The sequence below is a fragment of the Herbiconiux dendrobii genome (genome assembly GCF_052048175.1).
Taxonomy (GTDB): domain Bacteria; phylum Actinomycetota; class Actinomycetes; order Actinomycetales; family Microbacteriaceae; genus Herbiconiux.
On the sequence record NZ_JBLZQV010000004.1, the window covers coordinates 291,222 to 303,485 of the forward strand.

Annotated in this window: 12 protein-coding genes; 8 read left to right on the forward strand and 4 right to left on the reverse strand. The window is 70.9% G+C overall.

The annotated features are described in order from the left end of the window. Positions 1 to 71 precede the first annotated feature (71 nt). From ACN4JJ_RS14180 to ACN4JJ_RS14190, 3 genes are read left to right on the forward strand one after another with little or no spacing between them, the layout of a single operon-like run. Positions 72 to 539, forward strand: coding sequence for an Lrp/AsnC family transcriptional regulator (locus ACN4JJ_RS14180; RefSeq protein WP_440710534.1), 468 nt, complete (start codon positions 72 to 74; stop codon positions 537 to 539). Then, positions 536 to 1,972 (forward strand): aspartate aminotransferase family protein, encoded by a 1,437-nt coding sequence (locus ACN4JJ_RS14185; RefSeq protein ID WP_440710535.1) that lies wholly within the window; start codon positions 536 to 538, stop codon positions 1,970 to 1,972. Before ACN4JJ_RS14180 ends, ACN4JJ_RS14185 begins: the two co-directional genes overlap by 4 nt. Before the next feature lie 17 nt (positions 1,973 to 1,989). Further along, positions 1,990 to 3,396 (forward strand): NAD(P)/FAD-dependent oxidoreductase, encoded by a 1,407-nt coding sequence (locus ACN4JJ_RS14190; RefSeq protein WP_440710536.1) that lies wholly within the window; start codon positions 1,990 to 1,992, stop codon positions 3,394 to 3,396. Between the two features lie 83 nt (positions 3,397 to 3,479). Here ACN4JJ_RS14190 and ACN4JJ_RS14195 read toward each other — a convergent pair whose 3' ends face one another. Together ACN4JJ_RS14195 and ACN4JJ_RS14200 are read right to left on the reverse strand one after the other, a co-directional pair. Next, positions 3,480 to 4,589, reverse strand: coding sequence for a DUF4192 family protein (locus ACN4JJ_RS14195; protein ID WP_440710537.1), 1,110 nt, complete (start codon positions 4,587 to 4,589; stop codon positions 3,480 to 3,482). Between the two features lie 192 nt (positions 4,590 to 4,781). Next, positions 4,782 to 5,336, reverse strand: a complete 555-nt coding sequence (locus ACN4JJ_RS14200; RefSeq protein WP_440710538.1) for a YceI family protein — start codon at positions 5,334 to 5,336, stop codon at positions 4,782 to 4,784. Between the two features lie 191 nt (positions 5,337 to 5,527). Between ACN4JJ_RS14200 and ACN4JJ_RS14205 the strand changes: the two genes are divergently transcribed. Continuing rightward, positions 5,528 to 6,760 carry an aggregation-promoting factor C-terminal-like domain-containing protein gene (locus tag ACN4JJ_RS14205; protein ID WP_440710539.1) on the forward strand — a complete coding sequence of 411 codons (1,233 nt, stop codon included), beginning with the start codon at positions 5,528 to 5,530 and terminating at the stop codon, positions 6,758 to 6,760. A 104-nt stretch (positions 6,761 to 6,864) separates the two neighbouring features. Here ACN4JJ_RS14205 and ACN4JJ_RS14210 read toward each other — a convergent pair whose 3' ends face one another. Further along, positions 6,865 to 7,854 carry a DNA-3-methyladenine glycosylase family protein gene (locus tag ACN4JJ_RS14210; protein ID WP_440710540.1) on the reverse strand — a complete coding sequence of 330 codons (990 nt, stop codon included), beginning with the start codon at positions 7,852 to 7,854 and terminating at the stop codon, positions 6,865 to 6,867. Between the two features lie 67 nt (positions 7,855 to 7,921). Further along, positions 7,922 to 8,938: an NUDIX domain-containing protein gene (locus ACN4JJ_RS14215; RefSeq protein ID WP_440710541.1), complete on the reverse strand. Its 1,017-nt coding sequence runs from the start codon at positions 8,936 to 8,938 to the stop codon at positions 7,922 to 7,924. Between the two features lie 58 nt (positions 8,939 to 8,996). On the opposite strand from ACN4JJ_RS14215, the gene folP reads away from it, so the two are divergent. The 4 genes from folP to ACN4JJ_RS14235 all read left to right on the forward strand — a co-directional run bounded on the left by folP (position 8,997) and on the right by ACN4JJ_RS14235 (position 12,091). After that, positions 8,997 to 9,887 carry a dihydropteroate synthase gene (gene folP / locus ACN4JJ_RS14220; protein ID WP_440710542.1) on the forward strand — a complete coding sequence of 297 codons (891 nt, stop codon included), beginning with the start codon at positions 8,997 to 8,999 and terminating at the stop codon, positions 9,885 to 9,887. A gap of 115 nt (positions 9,888 to 10,002) precedes the next feature. After that, on the forward strand, positions 10,003 to 10,860 hold the full coding sequence (locus tag ACN4JJ_RS14225; RefSeq protein WP_440710543.1) for a pyrimidine reductase family protein: 858 nt from the start codon (positions 10,003 to 10,005) through the stop codon (positions 10,858 to 10,860). Then, positions 10,857 to 11,360 (forward strand): GNAT family N-acetyltransferase, encoded by a 504-nt coding sequence (locus ACN4JJ_RS14230; protein ID WP_440710544.1) that lies wholly within the window; start codon positions 10,857 to 10,859, stop codon positions 11,358 to 11,360. Before ACN4JJ_RS14225 ends, ACN4JJ_RS14230 begins: the two co-directional genes overlap by 4 nt. Next, positions 11,357 to 12,091 carry a trimeric intracellular cation channel family protein gene (locus ACN4JJ_RS14235; protein ID WP_440710545.1) on the forward strand — a complete coding sequence of 245 codons (735 nt, stop codon included), beginning with the start codon at positions 11,357 to 11,359 and terminating at the stop codon, positions 12,089 to 12,091. Before ACN4JJ_RS14230 ends, ACN4JJ_RS14235 begins: the two co-directional genes overlap by 4 nt. The last annotated feature ends 173 nt before the right edge of the window (positions 12,092 to 12,264 follow it).

Genomic DNA, 12,264 nt, shown 5'->3' on the forward strand with positions numbered 1-12,264 from the left:
TTCATCAGACCGAAACGTGTTTTGCTTCGGATCCGCTTGCTGACAGGCCCTCCAACTGACAGGATCGAGCCATGAGCCCGAAACCGCGAGCCTCGCAGCTCGACGACATCTCCAAGGCCATCATCGAGCAGCTGCAAGATGACGGCCGGCGCTCCTACGCGGAGATCGGCAAGGCGGTGGGGCTCAGCGAGGCCGCGGTTCGCCAGCGGGTGCAGAAGCTCACCGACTCCGGCGTGATGCAGATCGTCGCCGTGACCGACCCCCTCCAGCTGGGCTTCTACCGCCAGGCGATGATCGGCCTCAAGGTGTCGGGAGACACCCGTCTGGTCGCCGATGCCCTGGCTCGGATGCCGGCGGTCGACTACGTGGTGCTCACGGCCGGCACCTTCGACATCCTGGCCGAAGTCGTCTGCGAAGACGACGACGATCTGATCGCCCTTCTCAATTCCGAGATCCGGGCCTTGGACGGCGTGCAGTCGACCGAGACCTTCGTCTATCTGAAGCTGCACAAGCAGCTCTACAACTGGGGTACACGATGACCACGACAGAACAGCCCGTCACGCCTTCGTTCGGGTCCGGGAGCGCTGCTCGCGCCTCGCGTTCCGAAGCAGACCTGCAGCGGATGGCCAAGGACCACCTGTGGATGCACTTCGCCCGGCAGTCGGTGATGGAGTCGGGCGCCGGTGTGCCGATCATCACCAAGGGCGAAGGTCACCACATCTGGGACTCGGCCGGCAAGAAGTACATCGACGGACTCTCCGGTTTGTTCGTGGTGAACGCCGGCCACGGGCGCCGCCGGCTGGCCGAGGTCGCGGCGAAGCAGGCCGAGGAGCTGGCCTTCTTCCCGATCTGGTCGTATGCCCACCCCTCGGCCATCGAACTCGCCGACCGCCTCGCCCACCTGGCGCCCGGCGACCTCAACCGGGTGTTCTTCTCCACCGGTGGCGGTGAGGCCGTGGAGACCGCGTTCAAGCTCGCCAAGTACTACTGGAAGCTGCAGGGCCGCCCCACCAAGCACAAGGTCATCTCGCGCTCCATCGCCTATCACGGCACTCCTCAGGGCGCCTTGGCCATCACCGGCATCCCCGCGATGAAGGAGATGTTCGAGCCGGTGACCCCGGGTGGCTTCCGGGTGCCCAACACGAACTACTACCGCGCCAAGGAGATGGGCTTCGAGGGAACCGAGGCGGCCTTCGGTCTGTGGGCCGCCAACCGCATCGAGGAGATGATCCTGTTCGAGGGCCCGGAGACGGTGGCCGCGGTGTTCCTGGAGCCGGTGCAGAACTCCGGCGGATGCTTCCCCCCTCCCCCCGGCTACTTCCAGCGGGTGCGCGAGATCTGCGACCAGTACGACGTGCTCCTGGTGAGCGACGAGGTGATCTGCGCCTTCGGCCGGATCGGCAACTACTTCGCCTGCGACACCTACGGCTTCGAGCCCGACATGATCACCTGCGCGAAGGCGATGACCAGCGGATACTCGCCGATCGGCGCCACCATCGTGAACGAGAAGGTGTACGAACCGTTCAAGCACGGTCAGACCGCGTTCTACCACGGCTACACCTTCGCCGGTCACCCGGTGTCGGCCGCCGTGGCCCTGGAGAACCTGGACATCTTCGAGGAGGAGGGGCTGAACGAGCACGTCCAGCAGAACTCCCCGATCTTCCGGCAGACCCTCGAGAAGCTGAACGACCTGCCGATCGTGGGTGACGTGCGCGGTGACGGCTACTTCTTCGGAATCGAACTGGTGAAGGACAAGGCCACCAAGGAGACCTTCGACGACGACGAGTCGGAGCGCCTGCTGCGCGGTTTCCTCTCGAAGGCGCTGTACGACGCCGGGCTGTACTGCCGCGCCGACGACCGGGGCGACCCCGTCATCCAGCTCGCTCCCCCGCTGACGATCGGCCCGAAGGAGTTCGACGAGATCGAGTCGATCCTGCGCGGCGTGCTCAGCGAAGCCTGGACCAGGCTCTGACACGGGCCACGGATCGGATGAGCGCATACCGCGACCTCTCGTTCTGGTTCGACTCGCTCGCCGCCTCCGGGAGCGACGCACTCGAACCCCGAGCCGCTCTGCACGGTGACGTCTCGACCGGTGTGTGCATCATCGGTGGAGGACTGACCGGCCTCTGGACGGCGTACTACCTGAAGCAGGCGGATCCGAGCCTGACCATCACCGTCGTCGAGAAGGAGACGGTGGGCTTCGGCGCATCGGGACGCAACGGCGGCTGGTGCTCGGCCCTGTTCCCGAAATCGACCGACGCCCTGCGCCGGCTCTACGGCGACGAGGCGGCCCGCGCGCTGCGGCTCGCGATGATCGACACGGTCGACGAGGTGGGCCGGGTCGCGGCCGCCGAGGGCATCGACTGCGATTTCGTGAAGGGCGGAACGCTGACGTTCGCCCGCGACACCGTGCAGCGGGCCTCGGCCGCCGCCGAGGTCGACGCGGCCCGCGGTTTCGGCGTCGACCCGCTGGAGCTCGTGACCCCCGGTGCGCACGACGACGCCCACTCGAGGGCGATCGCGTCGACATCCTCGCTCGCCGCCGCCTTCGACCCCTCGTGCGCCCGCCTGCACCCGGCGAAGCTCGTGCGCGGCCTCGCCCGGGTTCTCGAGGGGCTCGGCGTCGTGATCGCCGAGCAGACCGAAGTGGTGGACTGGGCGCCGGGGCGCGCGTTGTTCCACAGCGCCGACGGCGACGGACTGATCACCTGCGACGATCTGGTGATCGCCACCGAGGGCTACGGATCGCAGCTGCCGGGCGTGGGGCGCCGGATCATGCCGCTGTACTCGCTGATGATCGCCACCGAGCCGCTTCCGGACGAGACCTGGGACGAGCTGGGCATCGAGCACGGCACGACCTTCTCCGACTACCGCCATCTGCTGATCTACGGCCAGCGCACAGCGGACAACCGCTTCGCCTTCGGCGGTCGCGGCGCCCGGTACCACTGGGGCAGCGCCGTGAAGCCGGAGTACGACCGGGTCGACCGGGTGTTCGACCGCCTTCAGGACACCCTCGGCGATCTCTTCCCCGCCGCGAAGCACGCAGAGGTCACCCACCGGTGGGGAGGACCGCTCGGGGTTCCCCGCGATTGGCACGCCTCGGTGGGTTTCAACCCGCGCACACGGCTCGGGTTCGCCGGCGGCTATGTGGGCGACGGCCTCAGTACCACCAACCTGGCGGGCCGCACGCTGGCCGACCTGATCACCGGTCGTGAGAGCGACCTCACCGCGCTGCCGTGGGTGAACCACCTCTCGCCCAAGTGGGAACGCGAGCCGCTGCGCTTCCTCGGAGCGAACCTCGGCCTCGTCGGCACCACCGCGGCCGACCTCGAGGAGTCGGTCACCGGCAGGCGATCGCTCGCCGCCCGGCTGCTGGGCCCGCTCACCGGTCACTGAGCGGCATCCGGACACCTCCGGCCGCGCTGGAGGACGCGTGAGCTCGAACTACTCGTCGACGAGTTCGCGCGCCATGAGCAGAGTCACCGGCCGAGCCATTCCGGAACGTGCCCCGACGCCAGCATCGGCTCGAACAGCCGCGCGAGCTCGTACCCGGGATCGACCCGCAGGCAGGCCTTCAGATAGGCCGCGGAGACGCTGCCTCGCCCCCGGCACCATTCGATCCAGGCCAGAATGGCCAGCGGCGGTGCCCGGATCGGCTCCGGAGCGCAGGCGACCACGTGCCGGAGCACCTCGACGGCGCGCTGGAGTCGTGCCGCGGGGGGCGCTTCGCGGCCGTCGCCGAGAACGCTCGCGTACCCCGGCGAGGGCGACCCGCCGCCCGGGCCGCCGCGGTCGAGCATCCCCGGCGCCCACGGCGACCCCGCCTCCTGGAGGGCGAGGATCGCCGCGTCGAAACCCCACGCGCACTGGAGCAGCACCCCGTCGCGGACGCGCTTGTGACGCAGCGCCCAGGCCAGGCTGATCGCTCGCGGGTCGGCGGGGAGCACGGTGCCGTCGTTCAGCACCGATCGCCAGTCGAGCAGTGCCTCCGCGACATCCGGCCCCGGGTGCGTCTCCTCCGCGCCGGCGAACGAGGCCGCGAGGGTGGCCAGCGCCCGCTGTCGCCGCTGGGGATCGATCGGCTCGATGGCCAGGAACGGACCCCGATGCGGCCCCGCACGCCCGGGCGTTCCGGCCGGCTGCCGGCGCGACGGAGGCATCTCCTGCCAGTCCGGCCTCTCGGCGGAGGGGCCGAGTACAGACGCCCACCGGTCTCCGGCCACGCAGAGCGCGGCCTCGACCGGGAAGCCCGCGGCGTCGAGCGAGCCGGCCACCACCTCGACGAGGCGACGCTCGTGGTCGGCCCAGTCGCCGTAGACGACCACGGTCACCGCGGTCGCCTGCCGCACGCGCGCCAGCAGGCCCGTGAGCACGTGCGCGAAGCGGAGATGCTCGAGTCGCCAGCTCTCCCCGGTGCGGGGCCCGGGCGGCTGCGGGAGGTCGAGCCGCAGCACCGCGATGGGCTTGCGACGACGGCGCACGCGCAGCACGAGACTGCGCCGGGGGCGGAGGCCGAGCACCTCGTCGATGTCGTGGAGCACGGTGGGAGCGGAGGATCCGGCGCGTGGCCGGGTGTCGATCGTGGTCATGCGGCCAGTGTCGTCGGCCGCTGCGGCGGAGGGGGGCCTCGGCCGGCATCTGTGGACGGATCCCGGTCGGGCCGACCCTGTGGAGAAGTGCTCGCGAGCGTCCCTGACAGCCAGGAACAGCAGATCGCCGGCCGGAATCCAGGACTCCGACCGGCGATCCGATCACTGCGCAGCCGGCGAACCGGCCGGGTGTCACGCCTGCAGGGCAGCCTGCACGTCGAGGGTGATGGTGACCTTGTCGCCCACCAGCACGCCGCCGGTCTCCAGCGCCGCGTTCCAGTTCACGCCGAAGTCGTTGCGGTCGATCTCGGTCTTCGCCTCGAAGCCGGCCTTGTAGTTGCCGTAGGCGTCGGCGCCGAAGCCGCCGAACTCGAAGTGGAAGGTGACGGGCTTGGTGACGCCCTTGATGGTGAGGTCGCCGTCGACCTTGTAGTCGCCTCCCTCGTTGCGGACGCCGGTCGACACGAAGGTGATCTCCGGGAACTCGGGGGCGTTGAAGAAGTCGTTGGTGGCCAGGTGGCCGTCGCGGTTCTTGTCGTTGGTGTTGACCGAGGCGACCTGAGCGGTGGCCGTGACGGTGGTGTCGAGGGGGTTCTCACCGGTGACGAAGGTGGCGTCGAAGGTGTCGAAGGTGCCCTTGACCTTGCTGATGAGCATGTGGCGGACGCTGAAGCCGACCTCGGAGTGCGAGGGGTCGACGGTCCAGGTGCCGGCCTTGTAACCGGGGATCTCGATGGTGTCAGTCATGCTGTCTCATTTCGTGTCGTGGTGAGGCGAGAGAAGGGCGCGACGAGCGCGCACGATCAATACAAATGCATAGATCTGGGTATTTATTCCGAAGAGCGGATGAATTTCCCGCACCGTCCTGCCGGGCGCCGTATCGGGACGCGCGCATCCGCACTCCACAACTTTCACTTTCGTCACATACCCTAGAGGCCATGTGGAAGCCGCCCACCCGCGCCTGGGCCGCCGGTCTCGCGATCGTCGCGCTCGTGGCCACACCCGCGCTGCCCGCCTCGGCAGCGCCCACATCGAGCCCTGCCGCCCTGACCGCCTTCTCCCTCGCCGGCTCGGCGCCTGCTTCGCTGGTGCGCGACGACTATCCCTCTTGGGACGAGGTGAACGCGGCCAAGCAGAACGAGGCCGAGGCCGCGAAGCAGGTCGACAGGATCACCGCCACGCTGGACAACCTCGAAGCGGAATCCGCGCTCAAGGCCAACGAGGCGTTGCAGCGCGGCGAAGAATACCTCCAGGCCCAGCGCGACCTCGATGCCGCGACCACGACGGCCGCGATGCTCGCCGTGCAGGCGGCCGACGCCACTGCCAAGGCCCAGCAGTCACAGACGCAGGTCGGGCAGCTGGCCGCGCAGCTCTACCGTTCCGGTGGCGACTCGACGCTGAACCTGATCCTCAACCAGGGCGACTCCGACTCGCTGCTCTACCAGCTCGGCACGATGACGAAGCTCACCGAGCAGACCGGGCAGATCCGTGATGCGGCGGTCGCCGCCCAGAACACGGCCAAGAATCTCACCGACCAGGCGGCGAAGGCTCAGGCAGAACGTGACCGCCTGGCCACGGAGGCATCCGCTAGCCTCCAAACCGCGAAGGACGCGCAGGCCGACGCCGAGGCCCAGGTGGCCGAGGAGAAGGCCAACAAGGACACCCTCGTGGCCCAGCTCGCGTCGCTGAAGAACACGTCCGTCGAGGTGGAGGCCGCGTACCGGGCCGGCGAAGCGGCCAAAGCCGAGGAGATCGCTCGCAAGCAGGCCGCCGACGAGGAAGCACGTCGACAGGCCGCCGCCGAGGGCGCCGACGAGGGGCCGACAGGAGCCTGGGTTCCCGGCAGCGGCGAGATCATGTCGCCCGCCGAGGCGCAGAACTACGCGTCGAGCATCATGGGGTCGTACGGCTGGGGCGGCGACCAGTTCTCGTGCCTGATCCAGCTCTGGAACGGCGAATCCGGATGGCGCGCCAACGCCTACAACGACTCCAGCGGCGCCTACGGCATCCCGCAGTCACTGCCCGCCTCGAAGATGGCCTCGGTGGGCGACGACTACGTCACGAACGCCGCCACCCAGATCATCTGGGGCATGAACTACATCGCCGGCCGCTACGACACGCCCTGCGGCGCCTGGTCGGCCTGGCTGGCCCGCAGCCCGCACTGGTACTGAGCCGACGCGCGGTGTGCCCCGCCGGCTGACGGCGGAGCACGACGGGACGAAAGCACGACGGGACGAAAGCACGACGGGACGAAAGCGCGACGGGACGACCGGTCTCAGTGACCGCGGTGGTCTTGGATGGTCATCTTCGGCCCGTGCCGTTCGGCCCGGAACCCGCTGGCGAGCACCAGGCGCACCACCCGCTGACGCTGCCCGGCCCAGGGCTCGAGCAGTTTGGCCAGCCCGTCGTCGTCGAGCCTGTGGCCGGTGAGGGCCAGCCCGACCGTGGAGGCGAGGTGGTAGTCGCCGAAGCTGACGGCATCCGGATCTCCGTGCGAACGCTGGGCGGTCTCGGCCGCCGTCCACACGCCCACGCCGTTCACGGTGCGCAGCAGGCGCCAGAGCTCTTCTCCCGGATCGCGCGTCGCCGTGCGCTCGAGGCCGCGGGCCACCTCGGCGGCGAGCAAGACGGTTCGCGACCGGCGCGGATCCACCCCCGCCCGATGCCACTCCCAGGACGGGATGCGCCGCCACTGCGCCGCGGTCGGCGCCACCCGGAGTGCCGCGGGCACCGGCCCGGGCGGCCGGTCGCCGTGCCGGGTGACGAGGATGCGCCAGGCCCGGAAGGCCTCGACCGAGGTGATCTTCTGCTCGATCACGGCCGGCGCCAGGGCATCGAGGACCCGGCCGGTGCGGCACAGGCGCAGGCCCGGATTGCGGTGGGCGGCGTCGGCGAGCAGAGGCGAGCGCGAGGTGTCGAGCTCGCTCCAGTCGTCACCGGAACCGAGGAGGGCCGGCACGGCCTCGAGCGCGGCACCCGCACCGCTCCCCCACGCGCGCACCCGCACCGCACCGCGGAGGCCCGTGAAGTGCAGCGACGCCACGGCCGAACCACCGGCCGTCTCGAGGCGCACAGCCATCCAGATGCCGCCGTCGTCGTAGCGCAGGCACGGATCGCCGCCCCCGCGCCGCAGCGGGCCGAGGGTGGCCCGCAGATCGACCGGCGTGCGCGGCTGGTAGAGCATCTCCAGCGGGGACTCGCCGGATGCGTCGCCCGGCGGCCCAGCGGCATCCGCCGGTGTGGCAGACGGGATCAGAACGGTCATCGTGCGCTGAACACTACGCGAGGGCGCCGACATCGGCGGGCCGGCAGCGCACGGTCGACGGCATCGCTCACGATTCGGCGTCGAGCAGCCGCAGCAGCCAGCCCGGCCCCCGCACGCTCGCGCCGAGCATCCGCACGCGCTCGCTCAACTCGCGGTCGGCGGTCACCACCACCACGCTCGCGCCCCGCGGTGCGCGGGAGACCTCGGCGACGATCTCGTCGTCCCCGCTGCCCTCGGCCCGCACCACGTCGATCAGGGTTCCGGATGCCCCGCCGACGGTCGTCGTCAGGTCGCCGAGTGCACTCGCTGCTGCCGATTCCGCTGATGCCGAGTCGGGGGATTCCGCGGACACCCCCGCGTCAGCATCCTGAGCCGTCAACGTCCGCGCCGACCTCGCCTGCCCTTCGACCACCACGCCGAATCGCGGCCAGCTGCGGCCTGCGAGGAGCCCGTCGCCCAGCTCGAGCTCGGCCGAGTCGATTCCGGAGGCGCTCAGCCGGCCGACCCGCTCGATCAAGGCCTCGGCGGCTCCGAGGCGGTCGCGCCACCAGCCGTCGGGCCGGGAGCCCACCACGTTCGCCGCATCGACGACGACGCGGATGCTCTCCCCGAGCCTGTCGCGCAAGGCCGGCCACGCCGATCCGAAGCCCGGATGCAGCGGAAGCGTCTCGACCTCGTCGACCGGAACCCAGCGCAGCTCGAGGCTCTCGGCGTCGCCGATCACCGGGTCGAAGGAGCGGGCGGCCCGCGTGACGACCGTCACGTACGACCAGTAGCCGAGGTCGAAGACGGAGGTGAAGGAGATCTCGAGCGCATCGGAGGGCACCCCGGCCTCTTCTTCGGCCTCGCGGATGGCGCCGTCGACGGCCGACTCGCCCTGGTGCCGCGCCCCGCCGGGCAGTCCCCAGGTGCCGCCGAAGTGGCTCCACTCGGCGCGGTGTTGCAGCAGGATGCCGGCCTCCGTGTCGTGCACCAGCAGCCCCGCGGCGCCGTAACGGCCCCAGTACCGGCGGCCGTCGGGGCCCTCCACCCAGGCGTCCCCGCTGTCGCGGGGCGTCGCGGGGCGGAAGGGAACCTCGGTCATACCTCCACCTTCTCACGAGGTGACAGGGGTCACCGCACCGGCAGACCATGATGGAAACATGATCTTCACACCCGAGCTCCGGCATCCGGTGCGCACCCTCGGAAGTCGCACGATCGACTTCGGCCGGCGGATCGCCGTGATGGCGATCGTGAACCGCACGCCCGACTCGTTCTACGACCAGGGCGCCACCTTCGCACTGGACCGCGCGGTCGACGCCGCGGTACTCGCCGCCGGGCAGGGCGCGGACTGGGTCGACATCGGCGGGGCGAAGTTCGCTCCCGGTCCCGAGATCTCGGCGGCCGAAGAGCTGGATCGCGTGCTTCCGGTGGTGCAGGCCGTCGCAGCGGCGAGCGACGTCGTGATCTCGGTCGACACCTTCCGCGCCGAGGTGGCGGCCGCCTGCCTCGCCGCCGGCGCCCACGTCGTGAACGACACCACCGCGCTGAGCGATCCGGAGATGGCGTCGGCCGTCGCCGACTCCGCGTCGGGCGGCTCGCTCGTGCTCACGCACAGTCTGGCCGAGCCGCGGAAGCCGTATCCGAGCCCCCGTTACGACGACGTCGTGACCTCGGTGCGGGCCTTCCTCGAAGAGCGCATCGATCGGGCCGTTGCGGCCGGGATCGGCGAAGACCGGCTGTTCATCGACCCGGGACACGACCTCAACAAGAACACGCTGCACTCGCTCGAGCTGACCCGGCGGATGGACGAGATCACGGCGATCGGCCTGCCGACGCTGGCCGCCGTGTCGAACAAGGACTTCGTCGGCGAGACCCTCGGTGCGCCGAAGTCGCAGCGAACCGAGGGATCCCTCGTGGCCGCCACCGTGTGCGCGATGCTCGGCGCGCGCGTGGTGCGGATGCACGACGTGCCGGCCAGCGTAAGCGCCATGCGGATGCTGGAGGGCGTGCTCGGCTTCCGGGAACCGGTCGAAGCCGTGCACAACGTGTGACGGCGCCCGGCCGTGCACCCGGTCACCCACCGGGACGGCCACCCGGGACGCTCCGAACGGTAGCGTTTCAGTTCGTCGCAATCACCCTCGTCCGTGCCGCCGAAAGGACTCCCCCATGTCCGCCATCCAGGAGCTGCATCCCGTGCGGTCCGGGCCGCTCGACCGAGACGACCTGCTCGAGCGCTACGCGCCGGTCGACCGCGGTCGTCCGGTCACGCGGGTCAACTTCATCGAGAGCCTCGACGGATCGGCCACCGTGGAGGGCCTTTCGGGCGGGCTCGGCTCCCCTGCCGACAAAGCGGTCTTCGACGTGCTGCGGGCGGTCTCGGATGTCGTGCTCGTCGGGGCGGGAACGGCGCGCGCCGAGGGCTACGGCGCGCTGACCGTCGGCGAGCCGTTCGTGCAGTGGCGGCGGGCCGCGGGCCTCGCCGCGCATCCGGTGTTCGCGCTGGTGAGCGGCCGGCTCGACCTCGACCCGAGCGGCGACATGTTCACGAAGGCCCCGACGCCGCCCCTGGTGTTCACGGCATCGGCGGCGCCGGCGGATGCTCGCGCTCGGCTCAGCGAGGTCGCCACGGTGATCGACGCGGGCGAGACGCACGCCGACCCGGCCGTCGTGCTGCGGGAGCTGCACTCCCGCGGCCTGCTGCAGGTGCTGTGCGAGGGCGGCCCGTCGCTGTTCGGCGGGCTGATCGCCGCCGACCTCGTCGACGAGCTGTGTCTGAGCATCAGCCCGGTGCTGGAGGGGGGCGCCGGCCCCCGGATCGCGACGGCGCCTCGAGCTCGGGACGCCCGCGCCACGGGCTCTGCGGATGCGACCACGGCGGCGCGCTCGGCCCCCGCCTCGCCGCCGCCCGGTTTCGAGCTCGTGCGTCTGCTGCTCTCCGACAGCATGCTGCTGAGTCGCTGGGCCCGCTCGGAGGGCTCGGCGAACGGCACCGACACCGGTACCGGAACGGGAGGCGCTCCATGACCGCGGCGATCACGCCCGAGCTGTGGACGCCCGGAACCGCTGACGATGCGGCCGTCGCCTCGCTGCTGTTCGGCTACCACCGCCAGACCGAGCAGGAGAAGGGACGTCCGGTCGAGAGGGCGGCCGATCTGCCGGGGCGGTACCGCGCCGAGGTTGAGGATCCGGCCGCGGCCTTCGCCGACTGCTCGCTGCTGCTGGCCCGCACGGCCGGCGGCGACCCGGTGGGCTGCTTGGTGCTCACGGCGAGCGGCTCCGACGGGGAGCTCCCCGAGGTGAAGCGTCTCTGGGTCGATCCGGCTGCGCGCGGATCCGGCGTCGCCACCGCCCTGCTCGACGCCGCCGCCGAACGGGCGCACCGCTGCGGCGACCGCGGCGTGCGGCTCTCGGTGTGGGAGTGGCGCGAGGGGGCCCTCCGCCTCTACGAGCGTGCCGGATTCGTGCGCACGGACTCGTGGGACGACCGCGAGGGCCTGGTCTGCCTCGAACGGGTGACCGGATGAGCGCGGCCGACCCGGCACACGACGCGACCCCGGCCGGTTCCGTGGGCCCGCAGGCCGCTGCACCCTCGGCGGGTGCTGCAGCCCCGCCGTCCGCCTGGTCACGTCACGGGGCACGGACGACCGTGCTGTTCACCGTGGCCGACCTCGTGGCCACCCTCCTCTTCGCCTTCGAGGGAGCGCGTCTGGCGGCGGAAGCCGGCCTGGACGTCTTCGGCGTGCTGGTGGTGGGCTGCGTCTCGTCGCTCGTGGGCGGCATCCTGCGCGATCTGCTGCTCGGCGACACGCCGCCGTTCGCCTTCCGCTCGCCCTCCCGCATCCTGGTGGCCCTGCTCGGCTCGCTGGCGGCGATCGCGATCGCCTTCGCGGCGCCGGATGCGACCGTTCCCGACGACCTCTTCGCCGTGCTCGACGCCCTGGGCCTCGCCCTCTTCGCCATCACGGGAGCCGAGAAGGCCCTGGACCACAACGCCAACGGCTGGGTCGTCGTCATCCTCGGCACCCTGACCGCCGTAGGCGGAGGCATCACCCGAGACCTCCTGCTGGGCCACGTCCCGACGGTACTCACCTCGAGCGTCTACGCCTCAGCCGCAGCCGCCGCCTCACTGGTGGTTTACGTCGCCGCACGTCTGCGTCTGTCCCCTTGGGTCTGCATGACGCTGGGGTTCGCTACCTGCGCCGCCCTGCGTATCCTCGCCATCGTGTTCGACTGGCAACTCCCCCGGCTGAGCTAGCTGCCGGTCGCGCCGGGCTTCGCTCGGCGTGACCGGGCTGCGCCGGTCCCTGCCCGGCGCAGCGCGACATGTGAGCGCGCGGTCGACGGGCGCGGGCTTCGCTCGCGCCCGTCGGCCACACGCTCACCTTGGGTCGTCGAGTAGGGCCTGTCACCGTGCTTCGCGGTGGAAGT